We start from the raw sequence: 21,375 nt of genomic DNA on the forward strand, positions 1-21,375 counted from the left end.
ACCCCTGCGACCAGCCCCGATAACCTTGATGACCATGTCACACATCGCCATGGTCAGCATTCCGGCACCTGGCCACGTCAACCCGAGCCTGGAGGTCATCGCCGAACTGGTGCGCCGCGGCCATCGCGTCACCTACGCCAACGACCCCTCCTACCACGACGTCATCACCTCCGTCGGAGCCGAACCCAAGCCCTACACCTCCACCCTGCCCACCCACGACGACCCCGACGGCTGGCCCGACGACACCATCGCCCAACTCGACGTCTTCCTGCGCGACAACCAGGCCATGACCCCCCAGCTCCGCCAGGCCTACGACGACGACCGGCCCGACCTGTTCCTCTACGACATCGGCGCCGCACCAGCCCGCGTCCTGGCCACCCAGTGGAACACCCCGATCATCCAGCTCTCACCCACCTACGTCGCATGGGACGGCTACGAGAGCGACATGGCCCCCCTCATCGAGCAACTGCGCTCCACCCCCCAAGGCGCCGACTACTACCGCCGCGCCCAGCAATGGCTCGACGACGAAGGCATCGACGCCACCCACGAGAACTTCGTCGGCCGCCCCGACACCTGCCTCGTCCTCATCCCACGCGCCCTGCAACCCCACGCCGACCGCGTCGACGCCGCCCACTACACCTTCATCGGCCCCTGCACAGGCCCCCGCACCCAGCAAGGCACCTGGCAGCGCCCCCACGACGCCGACCACGTCATCCTGGTCTCGCTCGGCTCCGCCTTCACCAACCAGCCGGCCTTCTACCGCGAATGCCTCAAAGCCTTCGGCGACCTGCCCGGCTGGCACCTCGTCCTGCAGATCGGCAAACACGTCGACCCCACAGACCTCGGCCCCGTCCCCACCACCACCGAGATCCACACCTGGGTGCCCCAGCTCGACATCCTGCGCCAGGCCGACGCCTTCGTCACCCACGCCGGCATGGGCGGCGCCGCCGAAGGACTCACCTGCGCCGTCCCCATGATCGCCGTACCCCAGGCCGTCGACCAGTTCTCCAACGCCGACCGCCTCACCGAACTCGGCGTCGCCCGCCGCCTCGACACCGACCAGGCCACCGCCACCGCCCTGCGCCAGGCCCTGCTCGACCTCACCGGCGACCCCCACGTCACCGAACGCCTCGCCGCCATCCAGCACGAACTCCAGGCCGAAGGCGGCACCAAGCGCGCCGCCGACCTCATCGAGGCGGGGATCGAAGTACAGCGGAACGAAAACGTACGCTAAGCCCGTTCCCGCAGGTCAGCCATGACGGCTGAACGCCGGATCCGGAGGGGTTTGGCGTACGTTCCCGTTCCGTCGCACAGGCCGCAGTTCATCCTTCGACGACAAGCACCTCGCACGTTGGGTGATCATGGTGTAATTATTTGATCACTTCGATGACGGTATGTAGAGGTTGGTCCTACTTTCCGTGGATGCCTGTTGATTTCCTGAGCGATGGCGAGGCTGCCCGCTATGGGCAGTACTGCGGGCCGCCGTCGCAGGTCGAGTTGGAGAAGGTGTTCTTCCTCGACGACGCGGACAAGAAGCTGGTCAAGGCGTGCCGCGGGCCGCAGAATCGGCTCGGCTGCAGCTCACGCCCGTGCGGTACCTGGGTCGTTTCCTGGCCGATCCGCTGGACGGGGGCCGACCGAGGTCCTGGACTACCTGGCCGAGCAGCTGGGGATCTTCGACGCCTCCTGTGTGAAGACCTATGCGCAGCGCGAGGGCACCCATCGCGAGCACGCGGGGAAGATTCAGAAGGTGTTTCGGCTGCGGGAGTTCGCCGAGGACGAGGCCGAGTTGGTGTCGGTGCTGGCGGCGCACACGTGGAACTCCGGCGACGGCCCGACCGCGTTGTTTCAGCGGGCGGTGCGTTGGCTGCGGGAGCACGATGTGCTGCTGCCGGGTATCACCACGCTGACCCGGCTGTTGGCGGCGGCGCCCACCTCGGAGGAGGTGGAGGAGCTGGAGCGGCTGGCTGGAGGTGCCTGCGGGCGGGCGGATGTCGAAGCTGGAGCGCTGGCGGACCGGCCCGTCCAAGGCCTCGGGGCCGGGGATGGTCAAGGCGTTGGGCCTGGTGGAGGAGATCCTCACCTCGGGTCTGGGCCGGGTGGAGCTGGATCCATCTGTGCCGGCTGGTGGATCTGGCCCGTTACGGGCTGGGGGCGCGCTCGGCACACCTGAAGCGGCACCCGGACGAGCGGCGGATCGCGACGCTGGTGGCCGCGGTGCGGCGGCCGGAGACCAAGACGATCGACGACGCGCTGGAGCTGCTGGACCTACTGAGGTGAAGCGGCATCCGAAGCTGGCCAAAGCATCGGCCCGGCTCGCAGTCGTGGTGGAAGTGCTGCTGGAGGCGAGCGATTGGGGTGAGGAGGTGCGCCTGTTTGAGGTGTGGGAGAGAGATGATCGAGGCGCGCATCCCGCGCGCGCAGCTGCGCGATGCGGTGGAGACGGTGACCAGCATGGTGGCGCCGCCGGAAGCTGGCGACGACGGCGGGTGGCGGGCCGAGATGGCCTCGCGGTATCCGACGGTGTCGGGGTTTGTGAAGGTGCTCACCGAGGCGATCGCGTTCGAGGCCAGCCCCGAAGGGCGGCGGGTGCTGGCGGCGATGACGGCGCTGCCGAGAGCGCTGGCGCACAAACCGCGCGAGCATTCAGCAACCCTGGTGCCGATCCGCCTCATCGACCCGCAGGTGGTGGGCAGGGTGTGGAAGCGGCTGGTGTACGGCCACCCGGCCCGCAAAGACGGCCTGGCCGACCGCAACAAGTACGTGTTCTGCGTTTTGGAGCAGTTCCACCGGCGGCTCAAGCGCCGCGAGATCCACGCCCCGGCCTCCAGCCGGTGGCGTGATCTGGCCAAGGCGCCCACCACTGGCAGGACATCATCCGCCTGGTCGCCTCCATCTACACCAGCGAGGTCAGCCCGTACGACGTGGTGCGGATGCTGCAGCGCGATGGCCACCCCCCCGCGCTGGGCGAGGCCATCAACACCTACGGCCGCCTGGTCAAGTCCCTGCATGTGCTGGCGTTGATCGACGATGAGGATCTGCGGCGCGATATCAAGGGCATCCGCAACCTGCAGGAAGGCCGCCACGCCCTGGCCGAGCGGGTCTTCCACGGCCGCAAAGGGCAGCTGTTCCACCGCTACTACGACGGCCTGGAAGATCAGCTCGGCGCGCTGGGCATCGTGTTGAACTGCCTGGTGCTGTGGAACACCACCTACATCGACGACGCGCTCAGCCGACTGCGCGAGCAGGGATATCCGGTGCGAGAGGCGGACGTGGCCCGCCTGTCGCCGTTCATCTGCAAGCACATCAACGTGCACGGCCGCTACTCCTTCTACCGCCATGAGCTCGGCGGCGCCCGGCGCCCGTTACGTGATCCCGAGACTCCTGATCCCGACGCCGAGGACGAGCAGGACTGAGGCGCAGTGGCACCGGTCGAGCGACAAGACAGCAGCAGGAGCTGACGCACGCCATCAGAACGGGGGCTGCGGCCGGGTGACTGGCTGGATCCCTGGTTAGGGTGCGGTCGCAATGCACCCCGGCGCGACCGATGCCGAACTGTGTTCTGGTCGTCAGGGCGTGGAACGCCGGAGTGGATCATCGGCCTGCCTGCGGCTGTTCACTGCTCGGGGGCGAGCGGTTGGTGTGTTCTGCCGGTGCCGCTGCTGGCACGCGTGACCTGATGCGGTCAGGGGGATTGTCGCCCAAATGGTTGCGTGTTCAACTCAGGTCCTCATCTTCGTCTCGATGATCGGATGCCGGATGGCGCGATCGGAGACGGGCGGGTGCCAGTGCCGGTCTGCTGCGCCCGAGCACACCGGCAACGACCGAGACGCAACCGTGCGCCGCCCGACACCCATGTGGGCAGGCCGAAGCTTCTGGCGGACCGGGTCGGCACGAGGGCGAGACCCTCCCCAGCCACAGCCTGACAAAGCGTCAACGGCCTTCGACGCATGACGGCCCAGTTCCCGCCGTCCCGAGCTGGGGCTGCTTCTACCGCGGGCACCATCCCGCTCATGAGCCTGTTCATCGTGACCCGAGGAAGTGTCATGCGCTCGACGGTCAGATGAACGTGGCCGCCAGCCAGAACCCCACTGCTTAGCCGTCCTCGCTTTCGGCGCCGGGATCGAGGGTCTCGGGATCCTGCGAGAACGGGGTAGCGTGCGTTTTGCTCCGCTGTTCTTCGACCCCCGAGACGGGCGCGGGCGATACCCGTCGAAGGACCAGCGTCGAATGACCAGCGGGAGCAAAGTCGGCCCTTTACGCCCTCACAATGGACCGGTGCCGCCGGCACATTCGGGTCCAGGCGAAAAACTGCCCCGGATCCAATCCGGGGGCGCTTAGTTTTCGCTTTCCCCGTTTTCTTATACGTTGACGGTGTGGCCGACCTACTCTGCCTCCGCCATTCAACGGACAAACAGACCAACGCCCGCCAAGAGCGCGCGCTCGGCCCTTACCTGGGGCGCTGACGGTGAGTTCCCTTCGCGACCTTTGCGATGGGACACGAGGCCTCGATCAGCGGCTTGCCGACCTCCTCTCGGCATTCGGGAGAACAACCCGTTTCGGACGAGCCAATTCTCTTACCTTTCCAGACGCCCCATCCTGACGGGAATGCTGTCCGAAATATTCGGGACGCCTCAGTGGGCTCAGCGCTACGAGTTCCACTACGGCAAACCTTCCCATTTACATTCTCGGCACTCCGGTGAAAGCTATGAGAAAGGATGCCGTTGAATCATCAACACGAAGACGGCGACGACGTAACCGGCGTAGCGAAGGGATGACGTCGAATGGCACAACTAGACGAGAGCGTCATGATCAAGAGCCTCGGCTCGACCTACTGGCGCTGGCTTGAATACCAGGAGAAAACATTCTGGTGCTGGAACGCGACCACGATCAGCGTCGCCAACTCCTACGCCAACGCACGGGTTTGGACCCAGTGCGGATTCGCCACCGCGGTCCTCAACAGGGACGACTCCCGGCTCGCTGACCAGCGGCCGTTCCGCTGCTGCCCGGATGACGAGTTACGCGGGGACTGCAACCAGGGCTGGTGGCCGGACTTCGGGCCGCTGCAACAAGCCGGGATCCAGGTCCCGGTTGCCGAAGGTGACAGGCATCGAGTCGACGCGACGTGGATCGGCGGCAAGTGGGTCGAGGTCAAAAGGCTCACGGAGCTGACGAAGAACGAGGTCAAGGCGGAGATAGACGCCGGACGTCCGATCATCATGAACATCGGCTGGGGTGGCGGCCTGTCCGGCCACATCGTCAACATCTGGGGGTACAGCTACCGCCCGGAGACCGGTGAACTGGTGCACGTATGGGTGCATGACCCCTGGGAGGACACCGGGGGGATACACGAGGGCACGGAGGACGCTCCCATCATGTGGGTCGCGTGGGAGACGCTCTTCGGCGGCTACCCGGGCGGCCCGAACGGCACCTGGAACAGGACCTTCAAGACTCGGCGCCACTAGCCTCAGGGAGCTTCACAATGCCGTTGAACACGCCTGAACCCCCGGGACGGATGCGCGACGAAACGCGCTCCCATCTCGGCCAAATCGCCAGAGCCAGCGGAGACGGCCCGAAACTGCTGGGCGAGATCGCCCCGGATGACGTGCAGGTGTCCACCCCACACCGGGTGTTCGCGCTGCTCGTGCCAGACATCGAGACCGGCGGCGGCCTGGAAATGGCGCAACCGGTGGGCTGGCGATTCCTGCTGGAGTCCGGCGGCAATGTGCTCGCCGGCGCCGAAGTCTCCGAAACGCCGGAACGCACCTTCCCGCCAACGTTCTACAGAGGCTCATCCGTTGGAGCCACCGCGACCGCGGTCAAAGCCGCGCGAGCTCTGCCGCAGCTCCAATTGGCCGGGTTCGACCTCCGGCTCCTGCGGGTCCCCGAGCTCTACCAGATGGCCCTGTGGTTGCACTCACCCAACACCGACCTGCTCATACCGCTGGCGCCCTCCCCGATCGGGCGCGAGGGCCAGGTCACACCACCGCCGCTGTTCTTCCGAGAACTCACCGCCCGTGCCCAGGACTACAGAGCCCGCCAGCCCCGCGACCGGGAGCCGGCCTAACGCCATCCGCTCGCCCTTCCTGGAGGTGATCACACAAGATCGCCGGTCGGGGTGAGCTGCTCGGGGAAGCGGGGGTGACTTCACCGCCCCCGCTCCTAAGGCCGTGGTGCCCGCGCACATCATGCCCCAGCCCCGGCCGCACACCGCCAACCAGCTTGAGGCCAAAGTGCCGCTGCAGCTCATCATGGCCAAGACCCGGCACAAGAACCCGCGCACCACCATGCGCTACACCCGGCCCGGCGCAGAAGCCGTCGCTGAGATCACCGCCATCCTCGCCCCACCTCAACGCACCCACTGAAAACCCTGGGCGCACGCAGGTCAAAGCCAAGCTCGTTGCATGTCCGCCAGTCGGGCCCCTCCATAGAGGACTTGCCTAGAGACACCGACCTGAGCGGGGGCACAACCGTGCACCGGAAACCTCTGCGATGGAACGGGAACGTACGCCAAGCCTCTCTGACACTCGCGTTCAGCTCCTATGGCTGACCCGCACGGACGGCCTTAACGTACGTGTTCGTTCCGCTGCACTTCGCCCCCCGAGGCCGCCCTGCACTGACCCCGCCGCACCCGACAAAGCGCCCTACCACCGCCCCGCCGTACGGCGACAACCCCGCAGACGGCCGAGCCCCGCCACCCCCAACACCAGGGGAGCAGCGGGGCAGCCCCTCACAGCCTCCACCCTTCGACGAAGGCGGGGGAGAGGGACCCTAGATGTCGCGGAAGATCTCGATCCGCGCACCCAGCGCCGTCAACCGCTCAGCCAGATCCTCATAACCCCGATTGATCACATACACGTTCCGCAGCACCGACGTGCCCTCCGCCGCCATCATCGCCAGCAGCACCACCACCGCGGGACGCAACGCGGGCGGACACATCATCTCCGCCGACCGCCACCGCGTCGGCCCCTCCACCAGCACCCGATGCGGATCCAGCAACTTCACCGACGCACCCAGCCGCGTCAGCTCCGTCAGATAGATCGCCCGATTGTCGTAGACCCAGTCATGAATCAGCGTCGAGCCCTGCGCCGTCGCCGCGATCGCCGCGAAGAACGGCACATTGTCGATGTTCAGCCCAGGGAACGGCATCGGATGAATCTTGTCGGTGGGGGAGACCAGCTTCGAAGGCCGCACCGTCAGATCCACCAGACGCGTACGACCGTTCGCCGCCCGATACTCCACCCCCCGATCATGATCCAGCCCCATCTCCTCGAGCACCGCCAGCTCGATCTCCAGGAACTCGATCGGCACCCTGCAGATCGTCAGCTCCGACGACGTCACCACCGCCGCCGCCAGCAGACTCATCGCCTCCACCGGATCCTCGGAGGGGGAGTAGTCGACATCCGCCTCGATCTGCGGCACCCCGTGCACCGTCAGCGTCGTCGTCCCGACGCCCTCCACCTTCACACCCAGCTCCTCCAAGAAGAAGCACAGGTCCTGCACCATGTAATTCGACGACGCGTTACGGATCACCGACACCCCGTCATGACGCGCCGCCGCCAGCAGCGCGTTCTCCGTCACCGTGTCGCCCCGCTCGGTCAACACGATCGGCCTGGTGGGGGAGACCGACGCGTCCACCTTCGCGTGATACATCCCGCCCGTCGCCGTCAGCTCCAAACCGAAATGCTTCAACGCGCTCATGTGCGGCTGCACCGTCCGCGTCCCCAGATCGCACCCGCCCGCGTACGGAATCTCGAACTGCTCCGCCCGATGCATCAACGGCCCCAGGAACATGATCACACTCCTGGTACGGCGAGCCGCCTCGGTGTCCATCGACCCCAGATCCAGCCGCGCAGGCGGAACGATCTCCAGATCGCTCCCGTCGTTGATCCACCGCGCCCGCACCCCGATCGAGGCCAGCACCTCCAGAATCCGGTAGACCTCCTCGATCCGCGCCACCTTCCGCAGGATCGTCCGCCCCGAATTCAGCAACGACGCACACAACAACGCCACACACGCGTTCTTGCTCGTCTTCACCTCGATGCTGCCCGACAACCGCCGGCCACCCACCACCCGAAGATGCATCGGCCCCGCATAACCCAGCGACACGATCTCGCTGTCCAACGCCTCACCGATCCGGGCAATCATCTCAAGACTGATGTTCTGATTGCCCTTCTCGATCCGGTTCACCGCGCTCTGACTCGTCGCCAAAGCCTCCGCCAGCTGCAGCTGCGTCCAACCCCGATGCTGCCGCGCATCCCGGATCAGCCTGCCGATCCGCACAAGATAGTCATCCGCCATAACAGGGAAACATATCTCACATATGAGATGCGCACGCGACAAACGAGACCTCAGAGACCAGACACCCCACGATGCGACGCAAGATGCGCAGGCGTCGCCACCGCCTTCGCCTTACCCACAAACGCCCGCCGCGCCTCAGCGAACCCATGCCGATCATCGAACATGTCCCTGCTCATCTCCGCCAACTCCTCGATCCGATACGCCTCCAACGGCTTACGCCGCTCATCCTCCTCACGCCGCTCCCGCTTCACCCGCACCAACTCCTCATAGTCATCCCGCCCCGCCAACCGCTCGGCGTACTCCAGAACCTCCTGCTCGAACTCCTCCCTCGACCCCTTCAACAACCGATCAGCCAACCCCAGCGACACCGCCGACGCCGCCCCCAGCGGCAACGCCTCACCCGTCAACGACTGCGCCACCTCCGCACCCACCCGCCGAGGCAGCACATACGTCCAGTACTCCGAACCGAACAACCCCATCGTCCGATAATGCGGATTCAACACCCGCCCCTCACGCACCAGCACCCGATCGGCCCCCAGCGCCATCATCACCCCACCCGCGCCCGCGTTACCCCCCATCGACGCCACCACCAACTGCCCCGTACACGCGATGATCTCCTTGCACACCCCGTTGATGGCGTTGATGTTCATCCACGCCTCCATCTCCGGATGCCGCGCCGACTCGATCACATTCAGATGAATCCCGTTCGAGAACACCTCACCACCACGAACCACCACCACCCGCGTGTCCTGCGCCACCGCGTACTGCAACGCCTCCACCAGCCGCCGGCACTGGTTCGTCGCCATCGCCCCGTTGTAGAAGTCGAAACTCACCACCCCCACCCGGCCGGCCCGCTGATACGTGATCTCCGAAAACCCCGGCTGACTACCCGGCGCCCGCCCCAGCCGCCGACGCAACACCGACACCGCAGGCAGCTTCACCCCGACCCGGTCCTCACGCCGCAGCTGACCGACCCACACCGTCCCGTCACCGGTGTGCACCAACACCGCCCCACCCCGGCGAGCAGCCACCGAACCCGGCTGACCCACCAGCTCAGGACCCATCCGCGCGTCGAACACCCGCACCGGCATCCCGCACAGCAACGCCGCCGCACCCGGCGACCCGTCAGCCGCCCTGATCCGCCGCACCACCCGCTCCGACGACTCCGCCCACGAGAACTCCCGATCGGCCCGCACCATCGCAGGACGCAACCGGCCCCACACCTCAGGACGCCCGTAATCCAGCGGCATGGGCACGAACGAAGGATCAGCCGCCTTCTGCACCACCTCCACCACCAACTCCACCGCGGCGTCCGACACCAGCCCGTTGTACAGCGAGCTCTTACGCATCGGATCGGCCGGCAACGCGAACTCCCGCCACCCCCAGATCGGCCCCGCGTCCATCTCCTCGACCGCCTGCAACGCCGTCACGCCCCAGCGCCGCTCGCCCTCCAGGATCGCCCAGTCCAGCGAGGACGGGCCCCTGTCCCCACGCGGGCCGGGGTGGATGATGATCACCCGGTGCTCGCGCCACAACCGCTCGGGGACCCTGTCCTTCAGGAAGGGGCAGATCACCAGGTCGGGCTTGGCCAGAGCCACCGCCTCGAGCATCACCTCCTCCGACAGCGCCAGTTCCACCGTCACCTCGTGGCCGGCCTCGCGGAGTTCGATCCAGGCGCGCTGGGTCAGGCCGTTGAACGCAGAGACAAGGAGCAGAATCCGCACGTGAGGTCATCCTTCAGAGCTGAGCTTCGACTGAACAAGTGATGCTGACATGACTCAGCAAAGCCAAGTGACTGAACAGCGCAATTTCCCGAATTTCCGGACATCTCCACCCGGACAGATGGGCAGAAAGCGGACATAAGTCCGGCGGGAGTGATCACCGAAGGGGGAGAGGTGCGTCACAGGGAAACGGGGTCTTCAGGTACGGCGGGCGGGGCTCGGGCCTGGCCGTACACGTGCGGGAGAGCACCCGGACGCCGTCGGTCTTGCGGGGGGCGTCAGGGCCGCTCGTGGCGCACGTTTCTTATACCAAACAGAATTCACCTTCTGTCCGGTTTAGTCTCGATTCATAGCTTTCGCACGAATCTCGTGGCGGCGCGATGACTCATTCCCGTCTCGCCGCGCACCAGGAAGACCGCGTCGGTGAACTGGCCGGAGGCCTTCAGCTCACGTGCCTGGTCGGTGATGTCGAGGGAGGGCAGGAGGCGGTTACGGGGGCGCCGCGTCAGCCGTACGGCCAGGAAGATCAACCAGATGATCGCCGCTGTCACGAGAACGGTCAGGAGGACGAGGGAACCCAGACTCGTCGGCATGTGTCGATCGTAACGCCGATCACAGCGCTTGCACGAAGGTCTGTGCCTCGCTCTGTGTCATGCCGGTCTCGCCGATGACCAGATGCACGGCCTGCTGCTCGCGTCCTGCGGCCTTGAGCTCGCGGACTCTGGTGGCGAGGTCGGCCTGGTGGGCGCGTGGCGACGGTTGTGGGAGGCGGGCCATGGCGGGGTGGTCGATGAGGCGGCGTCCTGCGCGCATGCCGTCGACGGCGGTTTTGGCGTCCTGGAGGCTGAGGCCGGTGTGCTGGCGCAGGATCTTGATGGCGAGGATGGGCTTGCCTTGTTCGACGAGGGCCTGCAGCTGGTGTTCGAGTTCGGCGGGTGTCGTGGGTGCGAACGTCGGGTGGGGTGTGCGGCCTCGCGCGGCTTTGCCGGCGCTGATGACGATGGCCGCGATGATGGCTGCGATGATGCCGACGACGGGGAGCAGGATGAGGAGTTCGGGGACTCCGATGTTCGGCATGGCCTGATCGTAGCCCGATCTGGTTGCTCGATAATGAACATTATGTCAAGTAGATCTGATGTACGGCGTGGCGGCTTGCTCCCCCGGATGTTGACCGATGTGTTTGACGGATCGTGGAAATACTGACCCGGAATGATTGAGTGCGCATAGTGTGGGTTATCCGGCGAGACTTCGGATAGGGAGCACACGTGGGGAACGACGCGATTTTGTGCCAGGTGTGCCAGGGGGTCCTGCCCGCTTCCGGCCGTGAGGCGTACACGCCTGCCAGGGGGCGGCTGATCGTCACCAACGGTTACTGCGAGGGCGGCTGCGCTGAGCGCGTCTCGCCGCGGCAGCGTTCGGTGGATGCGGTACGGCAGCAGCAGCCGTCGATGGCGGCTCCGCAGGCGCCTGCGGTGCGGGTGCTGACTTCTTAGACGTTGAGGTGTGGTGGTGCCCCTCCCCCGTGGTGTCGGAGGTGGCGCCGCTCCCCTGTTTCCGGCCGTATGTCCGGCGGGGGCCGGCTCAGGCTTTGCTCGTGTAGGCGAACCTGGGCATGAAGAACTGGGTGATCGGCCCGACCGTGAGTGCGTACAGCACGGTGCCGGCGCCCACGCTGCCGCCGAGGAGCCAGCCGGCGGCGAGCACGGTGATCTCGATGAGGGTGCGGACCAGCCGGATGGAGCGTCCGGTGGCGGCGGAGGCGCCGGTCATGAGGCCGTCTCTGGGGCCTGGTCCGAGGCGGGCGCCGACGTAGATGGCGACGGACAGTCCGTTGAGGAGCACTCCCCCGGTCAGCAGGGCGATCCGTGCAGGCAGTTCGAGGTCGCCTGGGATGAGCGCGAGGCCGAGGTCGGCTGAGTAGGCCAGGACGATGATGTTGGCGGCGGTGCCGAGTGTCGGTCGCTGTTTGAGTGGGATCCACAGCAGCAGGACGAGTGCGCCCAGGACGGCGCTGATCGTGCCGAAGCTGAGGGTGGTGTGGTGGGTCAGGCCTTCGTACAGGACGCTCCAGGGGTTGACGCCGAGTGAGGCTCTGACCAGGAGTGAGAGGCTGAAGCCGTACAGGGTGAGGCCGATGAGCAGTTGGGGCAGGCGTCGGAGGGGTCGTTCGCCGAGGGGGACGTAGGTGAGTTCCATGTGGTGGTCTCCGGGGTGTGGTCGCGGGTGCTTTCAGGCCAATGGGGGCGAGTCTGTAGGGTGATTGGCCTGGGTGACATGGCCAATTTCAGGAGAGTGGTATGGCCGCTGACCGGATGGTGGGGAGCCGGCGGCTCGCCGCGATGTTGCCGGATCTGGCGGGGGCGAGGCCCGCTTACCGGTATCTGGCTCAGGCGATCAGCGGGCTGATCCTGGACGGGCGGGTCGCGTTGCATGTCAGGCTTCCCGCTGAGCGGGAGTTGGCTGCGGCGTTGGACGTCAGCAGGGCGACTGTCACCGCGGTGTACGACCTGTTGCGTGAGAGTGGTTTCGCGCGGAGCCGTCAGGGTTCGGGGACGTGGACGGCGCTGCCCGAGGGCCGGGCGCCGAGTGGGGTGTCGCGGCTGCTGGGGTCGAGGGACAGCGCGATCGATCTGGCCAGGGCGGCTCCGGCGTTGCCGGGCGCGGTGCTTGCCGATGCGCTGGCGCGGGTCGGTCCTGAGTTGGTGGAGCAGGCGGGTTCTCCCGGGTATCACCCTTATGGTTTGCCGGAGTTGCGTGCGGCCGTCGCGGAGCGTTTCACGTTGCGGGGTCTGGCCACGGTGCCGGAGCAGATTTTGGTGACCTCTGGTGCTCAGCATGCGTTGACGCTGGTGCTGGGGCTGTTGTGTCGTGCGGGTGATCGGGTGGTGGTGGAGAGTCCGTCGTATCCGAATGCTTTGGAGGCGATGCGTCGGGCGCGGTTGCGTGCGGTGTCGGTGCCGGTGGGTGATGCCGGGTGGGATGTGGAGATCGTGGAGTCGACGTTGGGTCAGGTGGTGCCGCAGCTGGCCTATCTGATCCCTGATTTTCACAATCCGACTGGGTGTCTCATGCCGGAGGGTGAGCGGGGTCGTGTTCTGCGTGCGGCTCAGCGCTGTGGTGCGTGGTTGGTGGTGGATGAGACGTTGGCCGAGCTCGCGCTTGATGGTGCCGCGCCGTCGCCTTTCGCCTGTCATGCTCCGTCGGGTGGGAGTGGTCAGGTCATCACGATCGGGTCGATGAGCAAGACGCACTGGGGTGGTCTGCGTATCGGGTGGTTGCGGGCGCCGTCGCAGTTGGTGACGGAGTTGGCGGGTCAGCGGGTGGCCACGGACATGGGTGGTTCGGTGCTTGATCAGCTTTTGGCGCTGGTTCTGCTGGGGCGCGCCGGGGAGTTGTTGCCTTCGCGTCTGGAGCGGTTGCGGGAGCAGCGTGCCGCTTTGGTGGCGGCGTTGGGTGAGCATGTTCCGCAGTGGTCGTGGCGGGTGCCTGCGGGTGGTTTGTCGCTGTGGGTGGATCTGGGTGAGCCGGTGGCGTCGGCGCTGGCTGAGCGGGCGTTGGATTATGGGGTGCGGATCGAGGGTGGTGCGTACTTCGCGGCTGATCCTGGGGTTTTCGAACAGCGGTTGCGCATTCCGTACACGGTGTCGGCGGATGTTCTGGGTGAGGCTGTGCGGCGGTTGGCCGCTGCTGTGGCCGATGGTCTGTCGCCGTCGTCGGCTTCTCGGCGGCCGCATTGGGTCGTGTGAGCGGCGTTGTTGAGGGCGGCAGCTGGGCCCGCTCGGCTCGCCTGTTGATCGCGGTGGTGGTCGCCGACCTGGGACGGGCGATGGGCGGCAGGATGCGCGCGGGGTGGTGCCACTCCCCCGCGCCGGCCGCTCCTCAGGGGCCGGCCGTGCTTTATTCACTTGCGGGATTGTCGGTGGGGTTGGTTAGTGTTCGGCCTCGTGGCTGAACATCGACCTCTTATTCACGCGCGCGGGCTGGTCAAGCGCTTCGGTGAGTTCACTGCGGTGGACGGCATCGATCTCGACGTCGAGCCGGGTGAGGCGTTCGGGTTTCTGGGTCCCAACGGTGCGGGCAAGTCGTCGACGATGCGGATGATCTCGTGTGTGTCGATGCCGTCGGCCGGTGAGCTGCGGATCCTGGGGATGGATCCGGTGCGGGAGGGGCCGGCGATCAGGGCTCGGCTGGGGGTGTGCCCTCAGTTGGACAACCTTGATCCCGATCTGACGGTGCGGGAGAACCTGACGACGTATGCCAGGTACTTCGGGCTGTCGCGGGCGCAGGCGCGGGAGCGGGCCGAGGAGATGCTCGACTTCGCGCAGTTGCGTGACAAGGCCTCCTCGAAGGTGGAGCCGCTGTCGGGCGGTATGAAGCGGCGGCTGACGATCGCGAGGGCGATGGTGAACGAGCCGGATCTGGTGCTGCTGGACGAGCCGACGACGGGGCTTGATCCGCAGGCGCGGCACCTGCTGTGGGAGCGGTTGTTCCGGTTGAAGCAGCGTGGGGTGACGTTGGTGTTGACGACGCACTACATGGACGAGGCCGAGCAGTTGTGCGATCGGCTGGTGGTGATGGACGGTGGGCGGATCGTGGCTGAGGGTTCGCCTCGGTCGCTGATCGAGTCGTATGCCTCGCCCGAGGTGGTGGAGTTGCGGTTCGGTGCGGAGCCGTTGGAGGGGTTCGTGGAGCGGCTGTCGGGGGTGGGTGATCGGGTGGACGTGCTGCCTGATCGGATCCTGCTGTATGCCAAGGACGGCGACGACGCGGTGTCGGAGGTGCATCGCAGGGGGTTGGCGCCCTCGAGTGTGCTGGTGCGGCGGGCGTCGCTGGAGGATGTGTTCCTGCACCTGACCGGCCGGACGTTGGTGGACTGATGGCGCATCCCACGGTGGCGGTGCTGGAGCGGCACCTGACGTTGTACAAGCGGTTGTGGCGGGCGTCGTTGTTCTCGTCGTTTCTTCTGCCGTTGTTGTTCCTGGTGAGCATCGGGCTGGGGGTCGGCGGTTACGTGGGCACGGTGGAGGGCGTGTCGTACGTGGAGTGGATCGTGCCGGGGGTGCTGGCTTCGACGGCTTTCCAGATGGCGGTGGGTGAGTGCACCTACAGCGTGCTGGGTGAGTTCAAGTGGACGCGGGGCGCGCACGCGATGTTCGCGACGCGGGTGTCGGCGTGGGACATGGTGCGTGGCTGGATGCTGTACATCGTGTTCAGGGTCGAGGCCGCGGCGGTGGTGTTCCTGGCGGTGGTGGCGGCTTTCGGGGTGTTGGCCTCGCCGTGGGCGGCGGTGACGCTGCTGGTGGTGGGGGTGCTGGCGGTGGCTGTGGCGGCGCCGGTGTCGGCGTTCTCGGCCTCGATCGACCATGACAGTTATTTCGCGTTGCTGTTTCGGTTCGTGATGATCCCTTCGACGTTGTTCGCGGGGGTGTTCTTCCCTGTGGAGCAGTTGCCGGCGTTGGTGCGGCCGTTGGCGTACGCCTCGCCGCTGTGGCATGGGGTGGAGTTGTGCAGGGCGGCGACGTTGGGGGTGGCTCCCCCGTGGCCGGTGTGGGTGCATGTGGGGTATCTGCTGGCCTTCGGGGTGGCCGGGTTGTGGTGGGCGGCGTTCTCCTTCCGTAAGCGACTTCAGGACTGATCATGGTGACGTTGATGGTGGCCCGGCAGGTGTCGGTGGGCCGGGTGGGCGCGGTGGTCGGCCGCAATGTGGGTGCGTTGCGCAGTGGTGCTTCGTACTGGCTGGTGCTGGTGTCGGGGTTCTTCGAGCCGCTGCTGTACCTGTTGTCGATCGGGGTCGGTGTGGGGGCGCTGGTGGGGCGGATTCCGCTGGGTGATGGGCGGGTGGTGTCCTATGCGGTGTTCGTGGCTCCGGCGATGCTGGCGGCGTCGGCGATGAACGGGGCGTTGGCGGAGACGACGTTCAACTTCTTCTTCAAGATGAAGTACGCCAAGACGTTTGAGGCGATCTTGGCGACGCCGGTGCGGCCGATCGAGGTGGCGTTGGGTGAGCTGACGTGGGCGATGGTGCGCAGTTCGTTCTACACGGCGGCGTTCTTGCTGGTGATGGCGGTGATGGGGCTGGCTGAGCCGTGGTGGGCGCTGGCGGCCTTTCCTGCGACGATGCTGGTGGGGGTGGCGTTCGGGGCGGCGGGGATGGCGGTGTCGACGTTCTTGCGGGGGTGGCAGGACTTCGATCTGATGACGGCGGCGCAGTTCTCGTTGTTCCTGTTTTCGGGGACGTTCGCGCCGGTGGGGGGCTATCCCCCGGTGCTGGCGGCGGTGGTGCAGGTGACGCCGCTGTATCACGCGGTGGAGCTGGTGCGGGGGCTGGCGCTGGGCCGGGTGGAGTGGGCGCTGGCCGGGCACGCGCTGTATCTGGTGGTGTTGGCCGGGTTGGGGTTGTGGGTGGCCTCGCGGCGGATTCAGCGGGTGTTGTGTTCGTAGACGGCGCTCACTGAGCTGGTCGGTAGGGGTCCGTAGAGGTGGGGGAAGGCTTCGTGGGCTCCTTCGGGCACTTCGTAGCGGATGTCGAGGCCGGTGGGGTCGATCTCGAGGAGGAGCAGGGGTTCGGTGACGTCGGCGTAGAAGAGTCGGGTGACGGTGCGGGCCTGGCTGTGGGTGGCGCTGCAGTGGATGAAGCCTTCTTGTTCGAGTGTGCGGCCGCGGGTGGAGATGCGGTATTCGCCGGTGTGCTGGGCGGCTTCCCAGTCGGTGGCGTAGGCGATGTGCAGGACGGTCATGTGGGGTGCCTTCGTGGTCGGTGTCTGTGGGGGTGCAGATGGGGTGCCGGTGGATGAGGTGTCGGCGGGTGGGGTGTCAGGTGAGGGCTTGCAGGGCGAGGTCGACGTCGCTTTCGCTGGTGTAGAGGTGGAAGGAGACGCGCAGTTTGCCTGCCCGTACGGCGGCGCGCACGCCGGCGTGTTCGAGGCGCCGGCCCGTTTCGGCTCCGGTGCCGAGCGCGTCGGTGTCGAGGGAGACGATGGCGCTGTCGCCCGGCGGTAGTCCCGTTCCGGCGCGGAAGCGGTTGGCCAGGGCGAGGTTGTGGGCGTGGATGTCGGCGAGGTCGAGCTGGTTGAGCAGTTCGAGGGTGGGGGCGGCGGCGACGTAGGAGAACCAGGCCGGTGACAGGTCGAAGGCTCGGGCGCCGGGGCGGTGGGTGAGCGGCATGCCGTACATGCTGGTGCCGGAGTACCAGTTGGCGGCGGTGGGGCGCATGCGGGCGCGCAGGCGGGGTGACAGGTAGCCGAAGGCGGCGCCTCGTGGGCACATCAGCCATTTGTAGGCGGCGCAGGCCAGGGCGTCGAGGCCGTCGGTGGTGACGGGCAGCCAGCCGCAGGCTTGGCTGGCGTCGGCGATGACGAGGGTGTCGTGGGCGCGGGCGGCTTCGATGATGTCGGCGAGCGGGGCTCTTTGGCCGGTGGCCGACTGGACGAGGCTGAAGGCCACGGCGCTGGTGTGCGGGGTGATGGCTTCGGCGAGGCGGTCGGGTGGGGCGGTGTCGACGTGGGCGGCCATGGCCCAGGGGTAGACGTTGCTGGTGAACTCGATGTCGGGCACCAGCACGCGTGCGCCGGGCGGTAGGGCGGTGGCGATCTGGGAGAAGATCTGGGAGGCGGTGGAGCTGAGGGTGATGTCGTCGGCGGGCGCGTCGATGAGGGTGGCGAAGGCGGCGCGTGAGCGGGTGACGGTGTCGTCCCATGGCTGCCAGTCGGTGCTGCCGTGCCGCCATTGGGTGAGGGCGGTGTGCAGGTCGTCGAGGGCGGGGCGGGGTGGCAGGCCGTAGCTGGCGGTGTTGAGCCAGCCGGGGGCGGGTTCCCAGAGTTTTCTGGCCGCGTCGAGGTCCATGCAGGCAGCTTAGGCAGGCGGGGGAAAAGGTGTCGCAGGGGCGGGGTGGGGGTTCCTACACTGCGTGTCGTGCTCAAGCCTTCGTTTCCGATCCTGACCGACCGTCTGCTTCTGCGTCCTTTCACCGTCGATGATGTGGAGGCCACTCACGCCTTCGAGCGGCTGCCCGAGGTGGCCAGGTTCCTGTACTGGGAGCCTCGGGATCTGGAGGCTTCTCGGGCCTTTCTCGACAAGCGCGTCACGCGGGTGGCGTTGCGGGAGGAGGGTGATGTGCTGGATCTGGCGGTCACGTTGCGGGAGACGGGGCAGCTGATCGGGCAGGTCCTGTTGATCTGGACCAGCCGTGAGCATCGGCAGGGCGAGATCGGTTATGTGCTGCACCCCGACTTCCACGGCAGGGGGTATGCGCCGGAGGCGTCGGTGGAGATGCTGCGGTTGGGTTTCGGGGAGCTGGGTCTGCACCGGATCGTGGGCCGTCTCGACGGGCGTAACACCGCTTCGGCGCGGGTGCTGGAGAAGCTGGGGATGCGCAAGGAGGCGCATCTGGTGGAGAACGAGCGGGTCAAGGGCGAGTGGTGCGATGAGGTGATCTTCGCGATGCTGTCGAGGGAGTGGGTCAGTAGGCGACGGTGAACCTGGTGCGCCGGTGGCGGGGGTGTTCGGCCTCGTCGAGCAGCGCCACGGCCAGGTCCTCCATGGAGATGGCCGAGGTGCCGTCGGCGTCCAGGAGGAGTTCGTCGGCGCCGAGGCGGTAGGCGCCGGTGCGCGCGCCCGGCAGGAGTTGCGCGGCGGGGCTGAGGTAGGTCCAGTCGGCGGCGCTGGCGCGGCAGGCCTGGAGTTGGGCGGCGCAGGCCAGCGCGATGGGGCGGTAGGCGGCGGGCAGGTGGGCGGGGTCGTCCAGCACCATGGTGGCGCCTGAGCCAGGCACGGTGAGGGTGGCGGCGCCGCCGACGAGCAGGATTCTGGTGGCGGCGTGGTGTGCGGCGCTCAGCAGGGTCTGGGTGGTGGTGACGAGGTCGGCTTCGTGTCCTGGGGGCGGGCGGACGGCGGTGATGACGAGGTCGTGGTCGGCGATGAGGCGGGCGGCGTCGGCGGGGTCGTTCGCGTCGCCGACGCCGAGGGTGGCGGCGGGAGTGGCGGCGGTGTCGGGGTGGGCGGTGTCGGGGTGGGCGGCGGCGGTGGGGGCCGGCTGGTAGCGGGAGGGGTCGCGGACGACAGCGGTGACGTGGTGGCCGCGTGAGAGCGCTTCGGTCACGACGCGGCTGCCGACGGCTCCTGCTGCTCCGAAGACGGTGATGCGCATGGGTTACCTGCCTGCGGGGAGGAGGGGGCGGGTGGCGTCGGCGGCGGGGGTGGCGGGGGTGCGGGTGGTGAGGCGTTCGAGCGCCCACAGGGCGAGGGTGCCTGCCGAGAGGGTGGCGCCGAGGATGACCACGCCGTTCCAGCCGTGGGCGACCCAGACCAGTGAGGTGAGGGCCGAGCCGATGGCGCCGCCGATGAAGTAGGAGGTCATGTAGGCGGAGTTGATGCGGTTGCGGGCTTCGGGGCGTAGGGCGTAGATGACGTTCTGGTTGCTGTTGAGGACCGCCTGCTGGGCCAGGTCGAGGACGATGACGCCGACCAGGAGCCAGATGAGGGAGCGGGCGCCGGCGGCCAGGGGCAGCCAGGAGGCGAGCATGAGCATGGTGCCGGCGGCGGTGACGGCCTGGACGTGGCCCCGGTCGGCCAGGCGTCCTGCGATGGTGGCGGTGAGGGCGCCGGCGGCGCCGACGAGGCCGAACAGTCCGATGCTGGATTCGCTCCAGCCGTAGGGCTGCTGGACCAGCAGGAAGGTCAGGGCGGTCCACAGGACGCTGAAGGAGCCGAGGGCCAGGGCGCCGATGCCGGCGCGCCAGCGCAGGACGGGCTCCTGGCGCAGCAGGGTGAAGATGGAGCGGAGCAGGGCGGGGTAGCTGAGGCCGGCGCGGGTGTGCAGGCGGGGCAGGTAGACGCGCAGCAGGACGGCCATGAGGAGCATGAGGCCGGCGTTGACCCAGTAGACGGTCCGCCAGCCGCCGAGTTCGGACAGGGCGCCGGAGGCGGTGCGGGCCAGGAGCAGGCCGAGCAGCAGGCCGGTCATGACGGTGCCGACGACTTTGCCGCGTTCGGCGGGGTCGGCGAGTGTGGCGGCGAAGGGCACGATGACCTGGGCGGCGACGGAGGTCAGTGCGGTCAGTACGGTTCCCGCCAGCAGGATGGGGCCGGTGGCGGCGGTGGCGGAGACGAGCAGGAACAGCGCGGTGAGGGCGTAGAGGATGACGGCCAGGCGGCGTCGTTCGACCAGGTCGCCGAGGGGCACCAGGAGGATCAGGCCGAGGGCGTAGCCGCCTTGGGCGGCGGTGACCAGGAGGGCGGCGGCGCCTGTGGTGAGGGCGAGTTCTCTGCTGATGAGGTCGAGCAGGGGTTGGGCGAAGTAGTTGCCTGCGACGGCGAGGCCGGTGGCTGTTGACATGAGCAACAGCAGTCCGCGGGAGAGTGTCCGGTTCGTCATGGTCTTAGCGTGGCGGACCACGGATTGATGAGTCCAACACATGTTTGTCATGTGAACGATCGTGGTTCACGATTGATGGATGGAACTCCAGCAGATGCGGTACGTGGTGGCGGTCGCCGAGACGAGCAACTTCACCAGGGCGGCCGAGCGGTGCATGGTGGTGCAGTCGGCGCTCAGCCACCAGATCGCCAGGCTGGAGCGTGAGCTGGGCGCCAGGTTGTTCGAGCGCACCAGCCGGCGGGTGCGGCTGACGCCCGCGGGTGAGGCGTTCCTGCCCGCGGCGCGCCAGGCGTTGGAGGCGGCCGAGCGGGCGCGGGCGGAGGTGGCGGCGGCCGCGGGCGAGATCCGCGGCCGGCTGGCGCTGGGGGCGATCCCGACGGTGGCCGCCGTCGACCTGCCGCGGGCGTTGAAGGACTTCCACGCCCGTCACCCGCAGGTGAAGGTGACGCTGCGGGTGGGCGCCAGCGAGGAGCTGACCGAGCGGGTACGGCAGGGCGACATGGACGTGGCCTTCCTCGGCCTGCCGCTGGGGATGTCGCCCAAGGGGGTGCGCAGCCGCGAGCTGGCCAGGGGGGAGCTGGTGGCGGTGGTGCCGGCCGGCCATCGGCTGGCCGGCGAGGTGGGGGTCGACCTGCGCAGGCTGGCACAGGAGGTGTTCGTCGACTTCCCCGAGGGGACGGCGGGGCGGGCGCAGTCGGATGAGGCGTTCGCGGCGGCGGGGTTGTCGAGGGAGGTGGCCTTCGAGGTGACGGCCGCCGACTTCATGGCGCGGCTGATCCGGCAGGGGCTCGGGATCGCGATGCTGCCTGCGGCGTTCGTGGGTGAGACGACGGATCTGCGGATGCTGCGGGTGATGGACGCGCCCGCGCGGATGGAGCACCTGATCTGGAGCCTGCACCGCCCCTCCCCCGCCGCCGCGGCCTTCCTGGCCGGTCTGACCGGCGGCCGGCCCGACGCGGCCTGACAGCTGAGGCTCGACGG

General features: G+C 67.6%; 23 protein-coding genes and 1 pseudogene. 15 read left to right on the forward strand and 9 right to left on the reverse strand.

Going from position 1 to position 21,375, the window contains the following annotated elements; all coding sequences use genetic code 11:
- The first annotated feature begins 34 nt into the window (after window positions 1-34).
- The 8 genes and pseudogenes from ABFX55_RS03830 (at window position 35) to ABFX55_RS03865 (ending at window position 6,365) form a co-directional block, all read left to right on the forward strand.
- Window positions 35-1,234 carry a macrolide family glycosyltransferase gene (locus tag ABFX55_RS03830; RefSeq protein WP_346117652.1) on the forward strand — a complete coding sequence of 400 codons (1,200 nt, stop codon included), beginning with the start codon at window positions 35-37 and terminating at the stop codon, window positions 1,232-1,234.
- 188 nt (window positions 1,235-1,422) lie between these two features.
- Window positions 1,423-1,566: pseudogene (locus ABFX55_RS03835) on the forward strand (hypothetical protein); the annotation flags it as partial.
- The gene (locus ABFX55_RS03840; protein ID WP_428834754.1) at window positions 1,565-2,173 is read left to right on the forward strand and encodes a DUF4158 domain-containing protein; all 609 of its coding nucleotides are present in this window, start codon (window positions 1,565-1,567) and stop codon (window positions 2,171-2,173) included. The pseudogene ABFX55_RS03835 and the gene ABFX55_RS03840, both read left to right, overlap by 2 nt.
- Entirely contained in the window at window positions 2,128-2,280 is a 153-nt protein-coding gene (locus ABFX55_RS03845; RefSeq protein WP_346118313.1) for a hypothetical protein, read from the forward strand. Before ABFX55_RS03840 ends, ABFX55_RS03845 begins: the two co-directional genes overlap by 46 nt.
- Before the next feature lie 614 nt (window positions 2,281-2,894).
- On the forward strand, window positions 2,895-3,416 hold the full coding sequence (locus ABFX55_RS03850) for a Tn3 family transposase (RefSeq protein WP_346118291.1): 522 nt from the start codon (window positions 2,895-2,897) through the stop codon (window positions 3,414-3,416).
- 1,392 nt (window positions 3,417-4,808) lie between these two features.
- Window positions 4,809-5,465 carry a C39 family peptidase gene (locus ABFX55_RS03855; RefSeq protein ID WP_346117656.1) on the forward strand — a complete coding sequence of 219 codons (657 nt, stop codon included), beginning with the start codon at window positions 4,809-4,811 and terminating at the stop codon, window positions 5,463-5,465.
- Window positions 5,466-5,482: 17 nt separating this feature from the next.
- Window positions 5,483-6,067, forward strand: a complete 585-nt coding sequence (locus ABFX55_RS03860; protein ID WP_346117658.1) for a hypothetical protein — start codon at window positions 5,483-5,485, stop codon at window positions 6,065-6,067.
- 103 nt (window positions 6,068-6,170) lie between these two features.
- Window positions 6,171-6,365, forward strand: coding sequence for a hypothetical protein (locus ABFX55_RS03865; protein ID WP_346117659.1), 195 nt, complete (start codon window positions 6,171-6,173; stop codon window positions 6,363-6,365).
- Window positions 6,366-6,771: 406 nt separating this feature from the next.
- Here the strand turns inward: ABFX55_RS03865 and ABFX55_RS03870 are convergent, their stop codons facing one another.
- The 4 genes from ABFX55_RS03870 to ABFX55_RS03885 all read right to left on the reverse strand — a co-directional run bounded on the left by ABFX55_RS03870 (window position 6,772) and on the right by ABFX55_RS03885 (window position 11,099).
- Window positions 6,772-8,301 (reverse strand): helix-turn-helix domain-containing protein, encoded by a 1,530-nt coding sequence (locus tag ABFX55_RS03870; RefSeq protein WP_346117661.1) that lies wholly within the window; start codon window positions 8,299-8,301, stop codon window positions 6,772-6,774.
- 50 nt (window positions 8,302-8,351) lie between these two features.
- Window positions 8,352-10,025, reverse strand: a complete 1,674-nt coding sequence (locus ABFX55_RS03875; protein ID WP_346117662.1) for an enoyl-CoA hydratase-related protein — start codon at window positions 10,023-10,025, stop codon at window positions 8,352-8,354.
- Window positions 10,026-10,369: 344 nt separating this feature from the next.
- On the reverse strand, window positions 10,370-10,615 hold the full coding sequence (locus tag ABFX55_RS03880; RefSeq protein ID WP_183643671.1) for a hypothetical protein: 246 nt from the start codon (window positions 10,613-10,615) through the stop codon (window positions 10,370-10,372).
- Between the two features lie 19 nt (window positions 10,616-10,634).
- Window positions 10,635-11,099, reverse strand: coding sequence for a hypothetical protein (locus ABFX55_RS03885; RefSeq protein WP_346117664.1), 465 nt, complete (start codon window positions 11,097-11,099; stop codon window positions 10,635-10,637).
- 188 nt (window positions 11,100-11,287) lie between these two features.
- On the opposite strand from ABFX55_RS03885, the gene ABFX55_RS03890 reads away from it, so the two are divergent.
- Window positions 11,288-11,515: a hypothetical protein gene (locus ABFX55_RS03890; protein ID WP_183643665.1), complete on the forward strand. Its 228-nt coding sequence runs from the start codon at window positions 11,288-11,290 to the stop codon at window positions 11,513-11,515.
- Window positions 11,516-11,603: 88 nt separating this feature from the next.
- Here the strand turns inward: ABFX55_RS03890 and yczE are convergent, their stop codons facing one another.
- A complete protein-coding gene (gene yczE, locus ABFX55_RS03895; protein WP_346117666.1) occupies window positions 11,604-12,218 on the reverse strand; it encodes a membrane protein YczE in 615 nt (204 codons plus the stop codon).
- A gap of 101 nt (window positions 12,219-12,319) precedes the next feature.
- Between yczE and yczR the strand changes: the two genes are divergently transcribed.
- From yczR to ABFX55_RS03915, 4 genes are all read left to right on the forward strand, one after another.
- A complete protein-coding gene (yczR, locus tag ABFX55_RS03900) occupies window positions 12,320-13,768 on the forward strand; it encodes a MocR-like transcription factor YczR (protein ID WP_346117668.1) in 1,449 nt (482 codons plus the stop codon).
- 186 nt (window positions 13,769-13,954) lie between these two features.
- Complete coding sequence (locus ABFX55_RS03905) at window positions 13,955-14,899, forward strand: ABC transporter ATP-binding protein (RefSeq protein WP_346117670.1); 945 nt, start codon at window positions 13,955-13,957, stop codon at window positions 14,897-14,899.
- Entirely contained in the window at window positions 14,899-15,657 is a 759-nt protein-coding gene (locus ABFX55_RS03910; protein ID WP_346117672.1) for an ABC transporter permease, read from the forward strand. Before ABFX55_RS03905 ends, ABFX55_RS03910 begins: the two co-directional genes overlap by 1 nt.
- Before the next feature lie 2 nt (window positions 15,658-15,659).
- Entirely contained in the window at window positions 15,660-16,463 is an 804-nt protein-coding gene (locus ABFX55_RS03915; protein ID WP_346117674.1) for an ABC transporter permease, read from the forward strand.
- Here the strand turns inward: ABFX55_RS03915 and ABFX55_RS03920 are convergent.
- A complete protein-coding gene (locus ABFX55_RS03920) occupies window positions 16,442-16,759 on the reverse strand; it encodes a DUF952 domain-containing protein (RefSeq protein WP_346117676.1) in 318 nt (105 codons plus the stop codon). The genes ABFX55_RS03915 and ABFX55_RS03920 overlap by 22 nt on opposite strands.
- A 76-nt stretch (window positions 16,760-16,835) precedes the next feature.
- A complete protein-coding gene (locus tag ABFX55_RS03925; protein WP_346117678.1) occupies window positions 16,836-17,864 on the reverse strand; it encodes an aminotransferase class V-fold PLP-dependent enzyme in 1,029 nt (342 codons plus the stop codon).
- 69 nt (window positions 17,865-17,933) lie between these two features.
- Between ABFX55_RS03925 and ABFX55_RS03930 the strand changes: the two genes are divergently transcribed.
- A complete protein-coding gene (locus tag ABFX55_RS03930; protein ID WP_346117680.1) occupies window positions 17,934-18,497 on the forward strand; it encodes a GNAT family N-acetyltransferase in 564 nt (187 codons plus the stop codon).
- Here ABFX55_RS03930 and ABFX55_RS03935 read toward each other — a convergent pair.
- Window positions 18,481-19,167 (reverse strand): NAD(P)-dependent oxidoreductase, encoded by a 687-nt coding sequence (locus ABFX55_RS03935; protein WP_346117682.1) that lies wholly within the window; start codon window positions 19,165-19,167, stop codon window positions 18,481-18,483. The two genes, ABFX55_RS03930 and ABFX55_RS03935, sit on opposite strands and share 17 nt — an antisense overlap.
- Before the next feature lie 3 nt (window positions 19,168-19,170).
- Window positions 19,171-20,394, reverse strand: a complete 1,224-nt coding sequence (locus ABFX55_RS03940; RefSeq protein WP_346117684.1) for an MFS transporter — start codon at window positions 20,392-20,394, stop codon at window positions 19,171-19,173.
- A gap of 79 nt (window positions 20,395-20,473) precedes the next feature.
- Between ABFX55_RS03940 and ABFX55_RS03945 the strand changes: the two genes are divergently transcribed.
- Window positions 20,474-21,358 carry a LysR family transcriptional regulator gene (locus ABFX55_RS03945; protein ID WP_346117686.1) on the forward strand — a complete coding sequence of 295 codons (885 nt, stop codon included), beginning with the start codon at window positions 20,474-20,476 and terminating at the stop codon, window positions 21,356-21,358.
- The last annotated feature ends 17 nt before the right edge of the window (window positions 21,359-21,375 follow it).

It is taken from the genome of Nonomuraea roseola (assembly GCF_039535395.1).
Lineage (GTDB): Bacteria > Actinomycetota > Actinomycetes > Streptosporangiales > Streptosporangiaceae > Nonomuraea > Nonomuraea roseola.

Coding starts and splice junctions, on each gene's coding strand:
- ABFX55_RS03830 (WP_346117652.1), top strand. CDS start 35: ATGTCACACATCGCCATGGTCAGCATTCCGGCACCTGGCCACGTCAAC.
- ABFX55_RS03855 (WP_346117656.1), top strand. CDS start 4,809: ATGATCAAGAGCCTCGGCTCGACCTACTGGCGCTGGCTTGAATACCAG.
- ABFX55_RS03860 (WP_346117658.1), top strand. CDS start 5,483: ATGCCGTTGAACACGCCTGAACCCCCGGGACGGATGCGCGACGAAACG.
- ABFX55_RS03870 (WP_346117661.1), bottom strand. CDS start 8,301: ATGGCGGATGACTATCTTGTGCGGATCGGCAGGCTGATCCGGGATGCG.
- ABFX55_RS03880 (WP_183643671.1), bottom strand. CDS start 10,615: ATGCCGACGAGTCTGGGTTCCCTCGTCCTCCTGACCGTTCTCGTGACA.
- ABFX55_RS03885 (WP_346117664.1), bottom strand. CDS start 11,099: ATGCCGAACATCGGAGTCCCCGAACTCCTCATCCTGCTCCCCGTCGTC.
- yczE (WP_346117666.1), bottom strand. CDS start 12,218: ATGGAACTCACCTACGTCCCCCTCGGCGAACGACCCCTCCGACGCCTG.
- yczR (WP_346117668.1), top strand. CDS start 12,320: ATGGCCGCTGACCGGATGGTGGGGAGCCGGCGGCTCGCCGCGATGTTG.
- ABFX55_RS03910 (WP_346117672.1), top strand. CDS start 14,899: ATGGCGCATCCCACGGTGGCGGTGCTGGAGCGGCACCTGACGTTGTAC.
- ABFX55_RS03915 (WP_346117674.1), top strand. CDS start 15,660: ATGGTGACGTTGATGGTGGCCCGGCAGGTGTCGGTGGGCCGGGTGGGC.
- ABFX55_RS03920 (WP_346117676.1), bottom strand. CDS start 16,759: ATGACCGTCCTGCACATCGCCTACGCCACCGACTGGGAAGCCGCCCAG.
- ABFX55_RS03925 (WP_346117678.1), bottom strand. CDS start 17,864: ATGGACCTCGACGCGGCCAGAAAACTCTGGGAACCCGCCCCCGGCTGG.
- ABFX55_RS03935 (WP_346117682.1), bottom strand. CDS start 19,167: ATGCGCATCACCGTCTTCGGAGCAGCAGGAGCCGTCGGCAGCCGCGTC.
- ABFX55_RS03940 (WP_346117684.1), bottom strand. CDS start 20,394: ATGACGAACCGGACACTCTCCCGCGGACTGCTGTTGCTCATGTCAACA.
- ABFX55_RS03945 (WP_346117686.1), top strand. CDS start 20,474: ATGGAACTCCAGCAGATGCGGTACGTGGTGGCGGTCGCCGAGACGAGC.